Below are 16,413 nucleotides of genomic sequence, written 5' to 3'. Positions count from 1 at the left end.
CACTGTGGGAGCGGGCTTGCTCGCGAAGGCGACCTTACAGCCAACGATGTTTATTGCTCGGTAAAAATATCAGAACCTTCCCACATGTTTTTCAGGTTGCCCGTCGGAAGCTGCGTCTCTAGCCTTTGTCCGTCGCTGACAATTCAGCGACCGGGCGTCGCGGCTCGATTCTTGAGGCATAATCGCTCCACCGAACAACAACACTTTTGGGTGTCTGTCGTTTCGTGTCATGGCGACTGTGCGCGGGATACCTTCGGGTATGCCGAGATATGCCTCTGGGATCGGTCCGCGAACCCGCGTACAGCTGCCACCCCAAATTGCGTCGCGGCAATTTGGAAGTGGCTCCATTTCATCCCAGAGGTGTAATCATGTTCAAAGCAACCCCGAATCCCCCAGAAACCGACAACGTTTCCCCTTACGAATCTGCTGATTCAAAAGAATTCCACGTCGCCGCTAACCGCGCGCTCGACCACTACCTCAATCCATCCGCCCTCAAATCCCCTGTGGCCCGCAAACCGAGCACCATGTATAGGGTCGCGCCGGATATCAAAGACGAAGACCTGTTGGCCCACACCTGTGAATCGTTGGCCCAGGCCAGCGTGATGGCGAGTGATTTTGCGGGGTATCTGGAAGGGCCGCACCGGCACACGGCGATGGCGATTCAACAGATCGTCATGCTGGCAGAACTGGCGGCGAACCGGATGCTGGATAACGTGGGTGTACCAAAACCTGCGCCACACAGCTAATCCCTGTGGGAGCCGGGCTTGCCTGCGATGGCGGATAAACATTCAACATTGATGTTGGCTGACACTCAGCCATCGCGGGCAAGCCCGCTCCCACAGTTGAACCGTGTGCATCTGCGTGGGATTGGTTGGCTGTCAGGTCGCCTTCGCGGGCAAGTCGGATCGCCGCACCGCTCGCTCCTACGGGATCGCCGTTGATCTTTCAATGAGCAAAGGCCCGGGCCAAAGCGGTGAAGCTGGGTCCGGCCAGCACGATCAGCAACGCCGGGAAGAGAAACAACATCATCACCACGGACATTTTGGCGGACATCTTGGAGATGTATTCCTGCAAGCGTGTCAGGCGCCGATCATCGAGCAGTAGCTTGAGCCCCAGCAGTGATTTCATGGCGCCGCTGCCCTGGTGGATCAACTGCTGAAGGATCACGCAGGTGTCGGTGAACTCGTCTACCGCCAGCAACCGGGTGGTCTTGTTCAGTTCTTCGCCCAGTTCCAGGCCGGAATCTACCCGGGCCAGTACCAGGCGCAGCTCGTGGGTCAGGGTCGGTAATAATTGTTTGCCTTCGACGCTCAACACTCGCAGTGACTGCTCCACCGCCATGCCGGATTCGAACAGGATGCGCAGCAGTGGAATGAAGGTTGAAATCTCGATCGCCAGTTGCTTTTGCCGTTGATGCGCGGCGGCGGCCAGCAAGCGTTTGGGCAGCAGGTAGCCGAGGGCGGTGGCGAAGGCCGGGGTGATCCAATGGTTGTCCGCCTGCGCAAAGAACAGGCCCTGGATCAACAAGCTCAGGGCCAGTGCTAGCACCGGTGTGCCGATCTGGCAGGCGGCGAACAGCGAGCGTTGTCGGGCGCTGCGCCAGCCGAGGCGGTTGAGCAGTGTCTGGGTCTCGTTGTCCAGTTTGACCGAGCGCTGGCCGATGCGGCTGTCGCCCAGCCTTTGTAGCCAGTGACTGACGCGATGGTCGCTCAGCGGTTTGCCATCCAGTCGTTGGGCCACCTGACGGGCACGCCGGCGTTGGTCCAGCAGACCACTGAGCAGCAACACCGCGGCCGCAAGGAAAAGCAATGCGCTGACCAGCAGAAGCGCTTTCATATGCTACGCAACATGCGCCACAGCGCCAGGCAACCCACCACCTGCAGGCCGAACGCGGTCGCGAGCATCATTTGCCCCGAGCTGCTGTTCCACATGGCGAGCAGGTATTTCGGATTGGACAGCAGGAAGTAACCGGCGAGCCCGACCGGCATCAGTCCCAGGACCACGGCCGTGACGCGGGTCTCGCCCGTCATGGCACGCAGTTGGCGCGCCGCCTGGTCTCGTTCGCGGACCATCTTGATCAGGTTCTCAAACAGCTCACTGGCATTGCCGCCGTAGCGGTGATTGACCTTCAGGCCCAGCGCGAACAAGCGAAACTCGTCTTTCTCATACAGTTCGGCAAAGTCCTGGACGGCATCCGGCAGGCTGACGCCCAAGTGCACGTTGCGTTGAACCCGGCCCATGGCGTTTTTCAGCGGATCTTCGGTGGTGTCGATGGCACCCAGCACCGCATCGGCCAGGGTGCGTCCGGACTTCAGGCTGCGCACGGTGTAATCGAGCAGCGCTGGCAGCTGTTCGATCATGCGCTTGAGCCGGCGCTGAGAGCACCAACTGATGTACAGCCGCAGAATCAGGGGTGGCATCAGCGACAACACCAGCAAACCGATCCAGCCGGCGAGGGCAAGCCCCAGCAGGACGCCAAGGGCCCAGAGCAGCAGCCACGACCCGATGCGCTCGGTGGGACGACCGAGGCCGGCGCGTAGAAAGGCGCGTTCCAGCCCAGCCCGGGATGATTTCACCACCGTCAGTTGCGGTTGCCCCTGGGTCAGGCGAGTGAGGGTTCGATCGATGCCGGTCTGGCGCAGACCGTTGTAGAACAAACGGATCGACACGCCCAGCAGCGTCAGGCAAGTCAGGATGAGCAGCACCGGTTTGAGCATGCCGTGACCTTCAGTACGAGGAGGGAGAGAGCGCCGACTCATGGCGCAGTTTGTCGCCAGCGGGGTTGACCGCCTCGCGCAGAAAACCGAACCCGGTGCGTCGGTCGAAGCGGAACAGCGTATTGGTCACATAGACGTCATCACGAATACCGACGACCTCCACCACCTCACTGACGCAACGGCGGCCATCGGGCAGGCGCGTCAGTTGAATCACCACGTCCAGTGCCGCACAGATCATTTGCCGCAGCGTGCGTTCGGCGATGACCCGTCCGGTCAGGCCCACCAGGGTTTCCAGGCGCAATAGCGCATCCTGGGCGTTGTTGGCGTGCACGGTGCTCATGGAGCCGTCGTGCCCGGTGTTCATTGCCGTGAGCACGTCGACGACTTCGACGCCGCGAATCTCGCCGAGGATGATCCGGTCCGGGCGCATCCGCAGCGCGTTGCGAATCAGATCGCTGGCTTTCACTTCGCCGTGGCCTTCGGCATTGGGTGGCCGGGTTTCCAGGCGCACCACGTGAGGATGGCCGAGTTGCAGTTCGGCGACGTCTTCGATGGTGACCAGCCGTTCGTGAGGGGCGATCAACTGGCTGAGAATGTTCAGCAGCGTGGTCTTGCCGGTGCCGGTACCGCCGCTGACAAGGATGTTGCAACGCTTGCCCACGGCCTCCTGAATGAACTCGAGGATCGCCTGGTCGATGGTTTGCATCGCCATCAGGTCGGAGCTTTTGAGCATGTCCTTGCGAAATTTTCGAATCGACAGGCACGGGCCGTCGAGGGCAATCGGCGGAATGATCGCGTTGACCCGGCTGCCATCGGGCAGGCGCGCATCGACCATCGGTGACGACTCGTCGAGCCGTCGGCCCAGGGGCGCGAGAATTCGTTGCATCACCCGCTCGACGTGGTGGTCGTCGATGAACCGCAGGTCACTCAGGTGCAACACACCTTCACGCTCGACGAACACCCGGTGCGGGCCGTTGACCAGGATCTCGGTCACCGCCGAGTCACGCAGCAGCACCTCCAGCGGGCCGAAACCGGTGAGTTCGTCGACGATTTCTTCGGCCAGCCGCTCCATCTCGTACCGGGAAATCGCCAGGTGCAAACGGGCGATGTACTCGCCGACTTTGTCGATGACGAACTGCGACAGCATTGGCCGCGAACCTTCCAGCAGGTTTTTTCCGGACTCTTCGATGGCGTCGATGATGTAGCGGTGCAGCACCAGTTTCAGACCTTCGTGATCGGTATTGCCGGCCGGCCCGTGCGGGGGGGCGCCGAAGAGTTTTTCCCCGCTCATTGCACGCCCCTCAATCGGTCGAACCAGCCGGCCTTGGGTTTGTCCGGATCTTCGGAGCGCTTGGCCAGTCGTTCGCCGAGGGTGCGCAGGCTTTGGGTCAGGCCCTCGCGTGGGGCCAGCTCGAACAGGCTCATGCCCTGATTCTTGGCGTTGAGCCGCACTTCCGGGCTATAGGCAAGGACCGCGATAAGGTCCATGTCGAAGCTTTTGCTCAAGGTGTCGGAGTCTGGCGCAACGCTGCGCAGGTAGCGGTCCACCAGCAGCCTGGCGTGGTCGAGCTTCAGGCCTTTTTCGCGCCATTGGCTGAGCACCGCCAGGTTGCGTCGGCAGTCCAGCACGTTCTGATCGGTGTACCACAGCAACTTGTCGCAATGGCTGATGAAAGTGCGCAACGCTTCGCTGTCCGACTGGCCGGTGAGGTTCACCACGATGTGCTGGAAATGTTGACGCAAGGCGCTGAGCAGCATGTACAGCTCGGCGGCACTGGTGTGCTCCAGCGGTTCGTCGTTACTGGCGTAGGCAAGGATTCGCAGCCCGGCATCACAGGTGGTGAAGGCGCTGTCGATCAGCGTTGCATCGAGGCGCCTGAGATGGCGCAACGCATCGCCGAAATGAAACGAACTCTCCAGCCCCAGCAAGGCCAGACTGTCGCCACGGGGTAGCCCCAGATCCAGCAACAGGGTTTGCTGGCCGCTCTTCTGCACCACGTGTGCCAGGTGGTTGGCGAGCAACGCTCCGTCGGCATTGGTCTGCGCGCCGTAAAGCACGGTGAGGCTACCCTGTTGACCCTGTTGCAGGTTCGGCGCCACGGTCGGCAGGCGTTTGCTCAGGCGTCGCACCAGGCCGGCGACTTCACTGGAACGCGAGCCGTAAGAGACGAAATCCCGCGCGCCGGCACGCATGGCATTGAGCACGAGCTGGTTGTCCATGCCATCGCCCAAGGCAACGATTGCCAGCATCGGTTTGGCTTCCAGGGCACCCTCGATCAACGTGCACTGGGCCACCACATGCTCACGGTCCAGGCCCACGAACACCAGGTTGGCAAAGGTCACGTCCACCAGCATCAGGAGTTCGTCGAGGTTGCCGCCACCTGCGCTGATCACACGGCCCAAAGGGGCGAGCGCACCCTGCAGCCACTCAAAGTCGGTGCTGTTGCGGGTGATCGCGAGGAAGGTCTGACTCAGGTTTTGGCTCTGGCTCATTGCGATAATCCGCCGTGTTTATCGACGTAGCCGCTTTCGAGTAAGTACTGCATGAAACGTCTGCGCATGGAGAAGCGTCCTCGCTCGATTCAGGGCGTTTGTTGGGTGACTTCATTGCCGCGGATGACTTCCACGCCAGGCTTGCGCGGTGCGCCACCGGGGGCGGGGGATTTGGGAGTGCCGGCCAGGGCCAGTTGACTGAACTGCACCAGTTCGCGGTTGGCATTGGCCAGGCTCGCCTGTGAATCGCGGTGACCGGCCCAGTAATGGCTCAGACGTTTTTCCTCGGCGCTGCGCACGGCCAGGCGCAAAACCCCGACCTGCGCCGCGAGCATCAGGCGACTGAGGAGGGGTTCGGGAACGGCGAGTAAAACGGTGCGAGCGCTGGCGCGCAGTTGTTCCTGCTTGAGTTTCTCTTCGTGACTGCGTGCCGGGTTGGCAGGCTGGCCATCGTTCATCAGCCCCAGCTGATCGCCGACACCGAGCACCCGCAACGCCGGGACCACGACCTGGGCCGACTGCTGGACGTTGTTGGTGTCCATGCGCAGAAACAGCAGGACGTCGACATAGTCGCCGGGGCTCAGTTGACCGCCGACATTGATCACGTCATCCGCCGCCACGGCGAGGGCGCGCTCATCGGCGCGAATCATCCGCGCCAGCACACCGCCGGCTTCGAAACTTTCATCGTTGAGCCAACTGCCGGCAGTGAGGGCGCGCCAAGGCGTACGGCCAACGGCTTGATCGAGTCGGGTCAGGCTGCCGACCGGGGCTGTACGGAGTTTTTCCAGGGCCACGTCGGCGGCGGTGATCTGCTCGAACGGCGCGATATCGCGCAGTAACACAACCACGGGCTGGCGGGTCGGGTCGTCCATCGACGCCAGTAGTGGAGCCGATGACGCGCCGGGTTGCGCGACGGATTCGGGGGGCTGTTGGCGACTCAGCGCCAGCCCCCAGTAACCGGCGATGATGGCGCCTACCAGAAACAGACCGGCCAGGCCCATAGTGACGCGGCTGTTCATGACGGCTCCCCCTTTGCTGCTGCGTAACGCTCCCCAAGAGTTCTAACGAGATGACTTCGCAATCAGGCAGCTATGAAGCTGGAACTATTTCGCTATTTGACGGTAGCGCAGGTAGAGCAAAACGCCATTACGGGGCGGGAATTAACTGACAAAAGTAACGGGCTATGGCCAAAAACGCTGTTTTGTGACGTCAATTAACCGGTTACTACTTAAGTATTAATAGGTTCTTACAGTTGTTGGTAGTGGGTTTGCCGACAATGCTGATGCTGGCATAGGGGAATCATGTTGCGATTGTGCAACATCCTTTGTCATAGGAGACACGTCATGTCCTTCACTAAAGTTGTTCAGAAGATCAAATCCGAAATCGTTTTTTACAAAGACTTGGCCAAAGACACTGAAGGGGCTTCGGGGATCGAGTACGCAATTATTGCGGGCATGGTGGCACTCGCGCTTGCTGCGTTTGTGACACCCATCTCCACGGCGGTCACTGCGATGTTCACTACGATTTCAGCCGCGCTTTGATTTGAAGGCTGGTCATGGGCCGTCATTTGCCAATCCCGCAAAGGGCTTCTAACGTCAAGGCTTAGTCCATTGCAGGTGTTACTCCATGAACGCTCCAGCGCTCCAACGCCAACAGCTTCTTCTGGTCGATGATGAGGAGGATGCGTTACTGGAACTGGCGGAGTTGCTGGAGGGCGAGGGGTTTACTTGTTTTACGGCAACTTCGGTCAAACTCGCCCTGCATCATTTGACTTGTCATCCTGACATTGCCTTGGTGATTACTGATTTGCGCATGCCGGAGGAGAGTGGCATGTCGTTGATCAAGCGTCTGCGTGAGCATACGGCTCGTCAGCATTTGCCGGTGATTGTGACGTCGGGGCATGCGGATATGGAGGATGTGAGTGATATGTTGCGGTTGCAGGTACTGGATTTGTTTCGCAAGCCGATTTATCACGTGCGGTTGTTGGAGACGTTGAATAATTTGTTTCCGCAGCCTCGGGATTTGGTGGGTTTCTGATTTACGGTCAAAATTAAAAGATCTTTTGATTTTGGCGGTCTGACAGCCGACCAGTGCCGACAATCAGGCAACAGGCCGCCACTGTCCCACCATGTGCTCAATCTCCCCGGCACCCATCAACTGAAAATCCCCGCTGGCCCCCGCCGCGCTGGACATCAGCGTCACTTCGCCGGGCAAGCGCACCGGTTTTCTGAACTGCACCGCAATCTCGACGTTGGCCGTCGGCAAATGATCGCTCAGGGCTGCTAGCGTACGCGCCTTGTTCCACAGGCCATGGGCGATGGCGCTGGGAAAACCGAAGAGTCTCGCGCTGATCGCGCTCAGGTGGATCGGGTTGTAGTCTCCGGACACCTTGGCATATCGGCGGCCAATGTCCGCCGGTGCTTTCCAGTGGGCCACCTCGGTCAGCGACAGCGTCGATGCAAATGCTTGCTCGACGGGTTCGCCTTCCAGCTTGACGCCGCGGCAGAGCATCTGGCTTTCAGCCTCCCACAGCGGCCCCAACTGATCGTCGAGTGTCGTCACCAAGTCGAACGTCGCCCCCTTGGCATGAGGTTTCAGGTTCTGCACTTTCACGCTGACCCGCACTCGGTGCACGCCGCCCATGGGGCGCAAGATGCGGATGCGATTGCTCAAGTGAATCAGCCCCAGCAGTGGGAACGGAAACGACTTGGCCGTGAGCAATTGCATCTGCAAGGCAAACGCCAGGATGTGTGGATACGTCGGTGGCAGCAGGCCGTTGTCGGCGAAACCACAGACCTTGCGATAAGCCTCCAGGCGTTTCGGATCGACGTTGACCCAGCAGTGATAACCCAGGTCGGGCAGTGTGGCGCCAGTGATTTTGCGTCGCGTCGCCGCCTTCACATACAGCTTTTGCAGGCCCGGTTCGCTATCGAGTGTGTGCCAGTCGGTGGTCATGGTCAGGCTCCCAAAACGCTTTGCCCGCACACACGCAGCGCTTGCCCGCTAAACGCTCCGGTGCCCGGTTGCGCGAGCCAGGCCACGGCTTCGGCGACGTCTTGCGGCAGCCCGCCCTGGCCCAACGAACTCAAGCGCCGCCCGGCTTCGCGTACGCCGAAGGGCAGGTGCGCGGTCATTTGGGTTTCGATAAACCCGGGCGCCACCGCATTGATGCTGATGCCGCGCTCACTCAGCAGCGGCGCCCAGGCCTGGGCCAGGCCGATCAACCCGGCCTTGCTCGCGGCGTAGTTGGTTTGCCCGCGATTGCCGGCGATGCCGCTGATGGACGCCAGCAGGATCACTCGGCCGTTGTCGCGCAAGGTGCCGCTGTCGAGCAAAGCCTTGGTCAATACTTGCGGCGCGTTGAGGTTGACCGCCAGCACCGCGTCCCAGAATTCCGGGGTCATGTTGGCCAGGGTTTTATCTCGGGTGATGCCCGCGTTGTGGACCACGATGTCGACGCCGTCCGGCAAGTGTTCGATCAGTTGCGTGGCGGCGTCTTCGGCACAGATGTCCAGAGTGATGCCGCGCCCGCCGAGGCGTGCGGCCAGGGCGTCGAGATCGGTTTTGGCCGGCGCCACGTCGAGCAGGATCACCTCGGCGCCATCGCGGGCCAGGGTTTCAGCGATCGAGGCGCCGATGCCACGGGCCGCGCCCGTCACCAGTGCCTTGCGCCCTGACAAGGGGCGAGTCCAGTCCATCACCTGCGCCTCACACGCCTTCAAGCGTAAGACTTGCCCGGAAATGAAGGCACTTTTGGGCGAGAGGAAAAACCGCAATGGGCCTTCCAGTTGATCTTCGGCCCCTTCGCCGACATAGATCAGCTGCAAGGTGCCGCCGCTGCGCAGTTCCTTGGCCAGCGAACGGCTGAAACCTTCCAGGGCTCGCTGGGTGCTGGCGGCAAACGGGTCGCTCAAGGTCTCTGGCGCCCGGCCAAGAATCACCAGGTGTGCATGGTGATCGAGGTTTTTCATCAGCGGCTGGAAAAACTCGCGCAGCTGTTTCAACTGATCGACCTGCACCAGGTCACTGGCGTCGAACACCACGGCTTTGAGTTTCTGGCCGTGGCCGGGAATCCACGCGGTGGCCAGGGTAGGGTCGGTGCCGTAGCTGTAAATCGTGTCGGTCAGGCGGTTGGCGAGAGTGCTGACTTTTTCCGCCAATGGGCCACCGCCAATCAACAGGGCACCCTCGATAGGCCGCAGCCGGCCTGCTTGCCAGCGTTCCAGTCGTACCGGCGACGGCAGACCCAGGGCACCGACCACGCGATGGCCGATGGACGAATTGGCGAAGTCGATATAGCGATCAGACATGGATTACGCTCCAGTAGCCGGGGTTGAAAGTGTGGACCACGAATGGCAATTAGTCGTTCGGGCCACGAGATAAGGCCTACGCTTGATCATTGCAGGTTAGTTTGTAACGGGACTTTCGGGGAGTGCAGAACCTGTGGCAGCGGGCTTGCCCGCGATAGCGGTGTGTCAGTCAGCAGAGATGTTGAATGAGCCGGCCCCTTCGCGGGCAAGCCCGCTCCCACAGGGATATGTATTCACAATTGAATATCAGGAAGGAGAGCTTTTTCATGACTCAGCTGCGCCGCGTCGCGATTATCGGTGGTAACCGTATCCCCTTTGCCCGGTCCAACGGGCCGTACGCCACTGCCAGTAACCAGGCGATGTTCACCGCAGCGCTGGAAGGCCTGATCGAGCGCTATAACCTGCACGGTGTGCGCATGGGCGAAGTGGCGGCCGGGGCGTTGCTCAAGTATTTGCGCGATTACGGCCTGACCCGAGAATGCGTGCTGGGCTCGCGGTTGTCGCCGACGACGCCGGCCTACGACATCCAGCAAGCCTGTGGCACGGGGCTGGAGGCGACGTTGTTGGTGGCGAACAAAATCGCGTTGGGCCAGATCGAATGTGGCATTGCCGGCGGTGTCGACACAGCTTCCGACGTGCCGATCGGCGTCAACGAAGGCCTGCGCAAGATCCTCTTGCAGGCCAACCGCGCCAAAAGCACCGCCGACAAACTGAAAACCTTCCTGCAACTGCGTCCCCGACACTTGATGCCCGACTTTCCAAGCATCGGCGAGCCGCGCACCCACCGGTCGATGGGTGAACACTGTGAAATGATGGCCCAGACCTGGAGCATCCCCCGTGACGAGCAGGATCGGCTGACCCTTGAAAGCCATCAGAAACTGGCCGCGTCCTACGCCGAAGGCTGGCACAACGATCTGATGACGCCGTTCCTCGGCCTGACCCGGGACAACAACCTGCGCCCGGAGCTGACCCTGGAAAAACTTGCCTCACTCAAACCGGCCTTCGAGAAAAGTGCCAAGGGCACCCTGACCGCAGGCAACTCCACGCCACTCACCGATGGCGCGTCGGTGGTGCTGTTGGGCAGTGAGGAATGGGCGAAAGAGCGCGGTTTGCCGATTCTTGCCTATTGGCGTGACGGCGAAGCGGCGGCGGTGGATTTCGTCAAGGGTGCCGAAGGGCTGCTGATGGCGCCGGTCTATGCGGTGCCGCGTTTACTGGCGCGCAATGGCCTGACCTTGCAGGACTTCGATTACTACGAAATCCACGAAGCATTCGCCGCGCAGGTGCTGTGCACGTTGAAGGCCTGGGAAGATCCGGAGTACTGCAAAACCCGCCTCGGCCTCGACGCACCGCTGGGCTCCATCGACCGCAGCCGCTTGAACGTCAAGGGCAGTTCACTGGCCGCCGGGCATCCGTTTGCCGCCACCGGTGCGCGCATCGTCGCCAACCTGGCGAAGCTGCTCGACGCCGCGGGCAAGGGCCGAGGGTTGATCTCGATCTGCGCTGCCGGCGGTCAGGGCGTGACGGCGATTATCGAGCGCTGATTATTGAGGATTGGGCTCCGCCGCGTTGTGCTGCGCGGCCAGTTCCCGGTGGTGGTTGGCGTAACCCTCGGCCATCACCGAGCAGACGATCAACTGCAACGGGTGATAGATCATGATCGGCAGCAGGATCAACCCAAGGCCGGGGTTGGCGCCGAAGATCAGCGCCGCCATCGGCGCGCCGGCCGCCAGGGATTTCTTGCTGGCGCAGAACACCGCGGCAATCTCATCGGCGGGACTGAACCTCAGCGCACGGGCGGTGCGGGTGGTCATCCACAGAATGATCGCCAGCAACATCGCACTGCCCATCAGCGCAGTGAGAATCACGCTGTTGCCTTGTTTCTGCCACATCCCCGACACCATCGAGTTGCAGAACGCCGAGTACACCAGCAGCAGGATCACCAGTTTGTCGGCAATGTTGGTGTAGCGTTTGTGCCGAGCGAAAAACTTGCCCAGCAACGGCCGTAGCAATTGCCCGAGCACCAGCGGCAACAGCAACATCGCGCACAGGTCGAGCAGGGTTGAACCCAGGTCAATACCACCCGCGCCGCTGCCGACCACGAAACTCACCAGCAACGGTGTCAAAAAAATCCCCAGCACGCTGGACAGGCTCGCGTTGAGAATCGCCGCTGGTACGTTGCCGCCCGCGCTGCCGGTCAGGGCCACGGAGGAGGAAATGGTCGAGGGCAGGGCGCAGAGGTAGAGGAAACCGAGCATCAGCAGTGATGGAATGTGTGAGCCCAGCAGCTTGTCGCTCAGCAGCCAGATCAACGGAAACACCGCGAAGGTGAAGGTTTGAACCATCACGTGCAGCTTCCAGTTTTTCAGCCCGTGGCGGATCTGCTCGCTGGAAAGGTTGACCCCATGCAGGAAGAACACCAGAAACACGCCGATGTTGATCACGTACTCCGCGTGCATCCCGCCGCCGGTAGCGCCGAAGCTCGGGAAGACATACGCCAGCAGCGTGGCGATCAGCATGCCGCACAAGAACCAGTCGGTGACCACGCGTTTGAGGTGTTTGAAGGCATGCATAACCGGCACCGAATACATTTGTAAGAATTGATGACTTAGCCTAACGTCGGCCCCATCAGCCGTCTTGCGACATAAGGCCAATCAATGCCGACTAACGGACAACTTTCCCTCGAGCGGACCATCCCGGCGCTGACGGTGTTGCCGCGCCCGTTGTATGCGCGGGCGGAAAGTCTGAACGCCGGTTCGTGGACGCCGCCACATCGTCACGATTGGGTGCAGTTCTCCTACGCCATCAGCGGCGTTCTCGGCGTGCACACCGCCGAGGGCAGTTTCTTTGCGCCGCCGCAGTGGGGCATCTGGATTCCGGCGGATCTCGAGCACCAGGTCGTGACCTCGATGCGGGCCGAAATGCGCAGCCTGTACGTACGTCGCGAGGACTGCCAATGGGCGGACGGGCGTTGCCGGGTGCTGGAAGTCACGCCATTGGCGCGGGAGTTGATCAAGCGCTTTTGCCTGCTTCCCGTGGAATATCCACAGGGCGACAGCCAGGAGGCGCGATTGGTGGGTGTGCTGCTGGATCAGTTGGCGAGTCTGCCGGAGGTGGGGTTTTCCCTGCCGCTGCCCCGGCATGAGCGTTTGCTGAGCTTGTGCAACGAGCTGATCGAAAGCCCCGAGCGCACGGTGACCTTGCAGGAATGGGCCGAGCGTTTGGGCACGTCGGAGAAAACCCTGATGCGCTTGTTTCAGCGTGAAACCGGGTTGAGTTTTAGAGGCTGGCGGCAGCGTATGCGGCTGCTGTCGTCCTTGAGTTTGCTGGAGGAGGGAGACAGCGTGACCAATGCCGCGCTGTCTTGCGGGTATGACTCGACGTCGGCGTTTATTGCGGCGTTCAAGGGGCTGTTCGGATTTACCCCCGGCGAATTGTTTAGGCAGTGAAGGCCTCATCGCGAGCAGGCTCGCTCCCACAGGGTTTTGCGCTGTCCTTGTGGGAGCGAGCCTGCTCGCGATTGGCCGCGAAGCGGCCACCGGGATATTGGATCAGGTTCTGAACCGTCGAACCAACCCGTCCAGCTCATTCGACAACCCCGCCAGGCTCTGAGAATCCAGGCGCGCCGAGTTCGCCAGCTCCGCCACCAACTGCGCATCGCCATGAATCTGGCTGATGTGGCGATTGATGTCTTCGGCCACCTGATGCTGTTCCTCAGCCGCCGTGGCGATTTGAGTGTTCATGTCGCGAATCACATCCACCGACTCACGAATCTGCCCGAAGCTGTTGCGCGCCTCGCCGATGCGGGTCACCGATTGCTGAGACACCTCCAGGCTCGCATGCATCTGCTGCGTCACCTGGCTGGTGCGCTTGGCCAGGTTGCCCAGCAGGCCGTCGATTTCCGCCGTGGAATCGGCAGTCCGTTTGGCCAGGGCGCGAACTTCATCCGCCACCACCGCAAAACCACGACCCTGTTCACCGGCCCGGGCCGCTTCGATGGCGGCGTTCAGTGCCAGCAGGTTGGTCTGTTCGGCGATGGAACGAATGGTCCCGAGGATCGACTGAATGTCGTTGCTATCGCGCTCAAGCTGTTGCATCGACTGCGCCGACTGTTCGATTTCCTGGCTCAAGCGATCGACACTGCTCACCGCGGCATCGATCTGCTGCTGACCTTCACGCGCCTGGCGCTGACCGCTGTCGGCCGACTCGGCAGCCTGGCTGCAAGAGCGCGCGACTTCGTTGGCGGTGGCGACCATTTCGTGGAATGCCGTGGACACCATGTCCACCGCTTCACGCTGACGCCCGGCGGCTTCGGCCATGTCGCTGGACACTTGCGTCGAGCTCTGGGAGGTGGCGAGGATCTTGGTCGCGGCGCCGCCGATGCTCTGGATCAGGTTGCGAATCGCCGCCAGAAACTGGTTGAACCAGTTGGCCAGTTGCGCGGTTTCGTCACTGCCACGGATGTGCAGGTTTTTGGTCAGGTCGCCTTCACCCTGGGCGATGCCTTCCAGACCGCTGGCCACGCTGCGAATCGGCCGCACGATCAGGCTGGCGAAACTGGCGCCGACGATGGCGAAGAACACCGCCAATACCGCTGCGATGATTGCGATCAGCCAGGTCAGTTGAGTGGCCGAACTCATCACGTCGGTCTGCTTGATCAGGCCGATAAAGGTCCAGCCCAGTTGCTCCGACGGCCAGACGTTGGCCATGTAGCGCTCGCCATTGAGCTCGACTTCCACCAGCCCTTTACCGGCCTTGGCGAGTTGCGCGTAGCCGTCGCCGAGGCTGCTCAGAGTTTTGAAGTTGTGTTCCGGTTGCTTCGGATCGACCAGCACCGCGCCGGTGTTTTCCACCAGCATCAGGTAGCCGGTTTCGCCGAGTTTGATCTGTTTGACGATTTCGGTGAGCTGCTTGAGCGTCACGTCGATGCTGACGACGCCGCCGTTGGTGCCCAGTTTGTTATCGATGGTGCGCACGGTGCTGACGTACGTCGCGTCATCCTGCGCCCAGTAATAGGCCTCGGTGCGAAGCGGCTTGCCCGGTTTGGCCTGGGCCGCTTTGTACCACGGGCGCTGGCGCGGATCGTAATTGCTCAGCTTCGCATCGTCCGGCCAGGACACGTAACCGCCCGCCGCGGTGCCGAGGATGGCATAGGCGTAGGCCGGGTGGCTGTTGCCCAGGTCCTGGAGGAGGGCGAAGACTTTTTTGTCCATCTCGCCTTGGGGAATGCTCTCGGCGTTGGCGCTCATGTAGGTCTTGAGGCTGTCGTCGGAGTTCTTGATCAGCGGTTGGGTGGCCAGGTAATCGACGTTCTGGCTGATGCCGTCGAAGAACAGTTGCATGGCATTGCTGACCTGACGAATCTCGCGACCACTGCCGTCGACAAAATTATCCTTGGCATCGCTGCGCAAGTTCAGCACCACGAGGGTGGCGACCAGCACCACGGGCAAACAGGCGATGATTGCAAACGCCCAGGTCAACTTCTGTTTGATGTTCATCCGCGCTCCAGTTTTTTCTTGTAGGCCCACGCAGTGCAGATGACTCGCGGATTATTGGCAGCCGAAAACGTTTGATAGCCCAATCCTTGGGTTCGCCCTCGTTGGGGCGATTGTCGGACAAATCCTTTTCTCTCTAATGACTTCGGCTGAGGAACGTGGAAATTTAGGTCTGTCGAGAAAAAAACGGCGAAGGGTCGGGATCCACGTGTCAGATTCTGTCGCAAATGCCCCTGTAGCCCTTCATCAACAAGTGGCGCAGGCTCGGCTATGATCCTGAGCGCTCAATGGGTTGTGCCCGATTATTCCGGCACATTGTGTGCTTCTTGATGTTCATGGGAACGTTCATAGGTCGGCAACCCCTCCCCCGAATGAGAGGATTGCCGTATAACGAATGACTTTCGCGTGTTTGGTAATAAAGGACCCACAATAAAAGCTGATGAAGACTCCCAAACGCATTGAACCCCTGATCGAGGACGGTCTGGTCGACGAGGTGCTGCGCCCACTCATGAGTGGTAAAGAAGCAGCTGTTTATGTGGTGCGCTGCGGCAACGAGCTGCGTTGTGCCAAGGTCTACAAGGAGGCGAACAAACGCAGTTTCCGTCAGGCGGCCGAGTATCAGGAAGGCCGTAAGGTGCGCAACAGCCGGCAGGCTCGCGCGATGGCCAAGGGCTCCAAGTTTGGCCGCAAGGAAACCGAAGACGCCTGGCAGAACGCCGAAGTGGCGGCGCTGTTCCGTCTGGCCAGTGCCGGTGTGCGGGTGCCCAAGCCGTATGACTTCCTCGAAGGCGTGCTGCTGATGGAGCTGGTGGCCGACGAGTACGGCGATGCCGCGCCGCGTCTGAACGACGTGGTGCTGGAGCCGGACCAGGCGCGCGAATATCACGGGTTTCTGATTTCGCAAATCGTGCTGATGCTGTGTACCGGTCTGGTGCACGGTGACCTGTCCGAGTTCAACGTGCTGCTGACGCCGACCGGTCCGGTCATCATCGATTTGCCGCAAGCGGTGGACGCGGCGGGCAACAACCACGCGTTCAGCATGCTGGAGCGGGACGTGGGCAACATGGCGTCGTACTTCGGTCGCTTTGCGCCGGAGTTGAAACGCACCAAGTACGCCAAGGAAATGTGGGCGTTGTACGAAGCCGGCACCTTGCACCCGGCCAGTGTCTTGACTGGCGAGTTCGACGAGCCGGAAGAGCTGGCGGACGTGGGCGGGATCATGCGCGAGATCGAGGCGGCCCGTCTCGATGAAGAGCGTCGCCAAGCGGTTCGGGCGGCGGACGATGCGCCACCGAGCAAGACCGAAGAACCGCCTCCACCGTGGATGCAGTGAACGGTTGACCCAAAACCCGGCTTCGGCCGGGTTTTTCGTTCAAACGGTCACCGAAAGCCAGAATT

Annotated in this window: 15 protein-coding genes and 1 pseudogene; 6 read left to right on the top strand and 10 right to left on the bottom strand. The window is 60.9% G+C overall.

The genetic code is table 11. The features are described from left to right. Positions 1-368 precede the first annotated feature (368 nt). Positions 369-746 (top strand): DUF6124 family protein, encoded by a 378-nt coding sequence (locus LOY38_RS26315; RefSeq protein WP_258697717.1) that lies wholly within the window; start codon positions 369-371, stop codon positions 744-746. A gap of 199 nt (positions 747-945) precedes the next feature. Here LOY38_RS26315 and LOY38_RS26310 read toward each other — a convergent pair whose 3' ends face one another. From LOY38_RS26310 to cpaB, 5 genes are all read right to left on the bottom strand, one after another. After that, the gene (locus LOY38_RS26310; protein ID WP_258697716.1) at positions 946-1,836 is read right to left on the bottom strand and encodes a type II secretion system F family protein; all 891 of its coding nucleotides are present in this window, start codon (positions 1,834-1,836) and stop codon (positions 946-948) included. After that, positions 1,833-2,717: a type II secretion system F family protein gene (locus LOY38_RS26305; protein ID WP_258697715.1), complete on the bottom strand. Its 885-nt coding sequence runs from the start codon at positions 2,715-2,717 to the stop codon at positions 1,833-1,835. Before LOY38_RS26305 ends, LOY38_RS26310 begins: the two co-directional genes overlap by 4 nt. 10 nt (positions 2,718-2,727) lie before the next feature. After that, entirely contained in the window at positions 2,728-4,008 is a 1,281-nt protein-coding gene (locus LOY38_RS26300; RefSeq protein WP_258697714.1) for a CpaF family protein, read from the bottom strand. Next, positions 4,005-5,210 (bottom strand): pilus assembly protein, encoded by a 1,206-nt coding sequence (locus tag LOY38_RS26295; protein WP_258697713.1) that lies wholly within the window; start codon positions 5,208-5,210, stop codon positions 4,005-4,007. The genes LOY38_RS26300 and LOY38_RS26295 overlap by 4 nt, the downstream gene beginning before the upstream one ends. A gap of 89 nt (positions 5,211-5,299) precedes the next feature. After that, positions 5,300-6,229 carry a Flp pilus assembly protein CpaB gene (gene cpaB, locus LOY38_RS26290; protein WP_258697712.1) on the bottom strand — a complete coding sequence of 310 codons (930 nt, stop codon included), beginning with the start codon at positions 6,227-6,229 and terminating at the stop codon, positions 5,300-5,302. Positions 6,230-6,553: 324 nt separating this feature from the next. On the opposite strand from cpaB, the gene LOY38_RS26285 reads away from it, so the two are divergent. Beyond that, positions 6,554-6,751 (top strand): Flp family type IVb pilin, encoded by a 198-nt coding sequence (locus LOY38_RS26285; protein WP_258697711.1) that lies wholly within the window; start codon positions 6,554-6,556, stop codon positions 6,749-6,751. 85 nt (positions 6,752-6,836) lie between these two features. Next, positions 6,837-7,247 (top strand): response regulator, encoded by a 411-nt coding sequence (locus LOY38_RS26280; protein ID WP_258697710.1) that lies wholly within the window; start codon positions 6,837-6,839, stop codon positions 7,245-7,247. Between the two features lie 63 nt (positions 7,248-7,310). Here LOY38_RS26280 and LOY38_RS26275 read toward each other — a convergent pair whose 3' ends face one another. Then, a complete protein-coding gene (locus LOY38_RS26275; protein ID WP_258697709.1) occupies positions 7,311-8,165 on the bottom strand; it encodes a MaoC/PaaZ C-terminal domain-containing protein in 855 nt (284 codons plus the stop codon). A gap of 2 nt (positions 8,166-8,167) precedes the next feature. Then, positions 8,168-9,520 (bottom strand): 3-oxoacyl-ACP reductase, encoded by a 1,353-nt coding sequence (locus LOY38_RS26270; protein WP_258697708.1) that lies wholly within the window; start codon positions 9,518-9,520, stop codon positions 8,168-8,170. Positions 9,521-9,786: 266 nt separating this feature from the next. Here LOY38_RS26270 and LOY38_RS26265 point away from each other — a divergent pair, with 266 nt between their 5' ends. Next, a complete protein-coding gene (locus tag LOY38_RS26265) occupies positions 9,787-11,064 on the top strand; it encodes an acetyl-CoA C-acetyltransferase (RefSeq protein WP_258697707.1) in 1,278 nt (425 codons plus the stop codon). Here the strand turns inward: LOY38_RS26265 and LOY38_RS26260 are convergent, their stop codons facing one another. Next, positions 11,065-12,093: a bile acid:sodium symporter family protein gene (locus LOY38_RS26260; protein ID WP_258697706.1), complete on the bottom strand. Its 1,029-nt coding sequence runs from the start codon at positions 12,091-12,093 to the stop codon at positions 11,065-11,067. 84 nt (positions 12,094-12,177) lie between these two features. Between LOY38_RS26260 and LOY38_RS26255 the strand changes: the two genes are divergently transcribed. Beyond that, positions 12,178-12,969, top strand: coding sequence for a helix-turn-helix domain-containing protein (locus LOY38_RS26255; RefSeq protein WP_258697705.1), 792 nt, complete (start codon positions 12,178-12,180; stop codon positions 12,967-12,969). Between the two features lie 102 nt (positions 12,970-13,071). Here LOY38_RS26255 and LOY38_RS30435 read toward each other — a convergent pair whose 3' ends face one another. Further along, entirely contained in the window at positions 13,072-13,800 is a 729-nt protein-coding gene (locus LOY38_RS30435; RefSeq protein ID WP_408980642.1) for a methyl-accepting chemotaxis protein, read from the bottom strand. Positions 13,801-13,929: 129 nt separating this feature from the next. Further along, positions 13,930-15,018: pseudogene (locus LOY38_RS30430) on the bottom strand (cache domain-containing protein); the annotation flags it as partial. Between the two features lie 436 nt (positions 15,019-15,454). Here LOY38_RS30430 and LOY38_RS26245 point away from each other — a divergent pair. Next, the gene (locus LOY38_RS26245; protein ID WP_258697703.1) at positions 15,455-16,348 is read left to right on the top strand and encodes a PA4780 family RIO1-like protein kinase; all 894 of its coding nucleotides are present in this window, start codon (positions 15,455-15,457) and stop codon (positions 16,346-16,348) included. Positions 16,349-16,413: the final 65 nt, after the last annotated feature.

The sequence above is a fragment of the Pseudomonas sp. B21-015 genome (assembly GCF_024749285.1).
Classification (GTDB): Bacteria; Pseudomonadota; Gammaproteobacteria; order Pseudomonadales; family Pseudomonadaceae; genus Aquipseudomonas.
This window is presented reverse-complemented; position numbering and strand designations above follow the sequence as displayed.

What these genes read in the sequence shown, in the direction of transcription:
- LOY38_RS26265 (WP_258697707.1), top strand. Translation starts at nt 9,787, where the DNA reads ATGACTCAGCTGCGCCGCGTCGCGATTATCGGTGGTAACCGTATCCCC.
- LOY38_RS26260 (WP_258697706.1), bottom strand. Translation starts at nt 12,093, where the DNA reads ATGCATGCCTTCAAACACCTCAAACGCGTGGTCACCGACTGGTTCTTG.
- LOY38_RS26315 (WP_258697717.1), top strand. Translation starts at nt 369, where the DNA reads ATGTTCAAAGCAACCCCGAATCCCCCAGAAACCGACAACGTTTCCCCT.
- LOY38_RS30435 (WP_408980642.1), bottom strand. Translation starts at nt 13,800, where the DNA reads ATGGTGTCCACGGCATTCCACGAAATGGTCGCCACCGCCAACGAAGTC.
- LOY38_RS26245 (WP_258697703.1), top strand. Translation starts at nt 15,455, where the DNA reads ATGAAGACTCCCAAACGCATTGAACCCCTGATCGAGGACGGTCTGGTC.
- LOY38_RS26255 (WP_258697705.1), top strand. Translation starts at nt 12,178, where the DNA reads ATGCCGACTAACGGACAACTTTCCCTCGAGCGGACCATCCCGGCGCTG.
- LOY38_RS26270 (WP_258697708.1), bottom strand. Translation starts at nt 9,520, where the DNA reads ATGTCTGATCGCTATATCGACTTCGCCAATTCGTCCATCGGCCATCGC.
- LOY38_RS26295 (WP_258697713.1), bottom strand. Translation starts at nt 5,210, where the DNA reads ATGAGCCAGAGCCAAAACCTGAGTCAGACCTTCCTCGCGATCACCCGC.
- LOY38_RS26300 (WP_258697714.1), bottom strand. Translation starts at nt 4,008, where the DNA reads ATGAGCGGGGAAAAACTCTTCGGCGCCCCCCCGCACGGGCCGGCCGGC.
- LOY38_RS26310 (WP_258697716.1), bottom strand. Translation starts at nt 1,836, where the DNA reads ATGAAAGCGCTTCTGCTGGTCAGCGCATTGCTTTTCCTTGCGGCCGCG.
- LOY38_RS26305 (WP_258697715.1), bottom strand. Translation starts at nt 2,717, where the DNA reads ATGCTCAAACCGGTGCTGCTCATCCTGACTTGCCTGACGCTGCTGGGC.
- LOY38_RS26275 (WP_258697709.1), bottom strand. Translation starts at nt 8,165, where the DNA reads ATGACCACCGACTGGCACACACTCGATAGCGAACCGGGCCTGCAAAAG.
- LOY38_RS26285 (WP_258697711.1), top strand. Translation starts at nt 6,554, where the DNA reads ATGTCCTTCACTAAAGTTGTTCAGAAGATCAAATCCGAAATCGTTTTT.
- cpaB (WP_258697712.1), bottom strand. Translation starts at nt 6,229, where the DNA reads ATGAACAGCCGCGTCACTATGGGCCTGGCCGGTCTGTTTCTGGTAGGC.
- LOY38_RS26280 (WP_258697710.1), top strand. Translation starts at nt 6,837, where the DNA reads ATGAACGCTCCAGCGCTCCAACGCCAACAGCTTCTTCTGGTCGATGAT.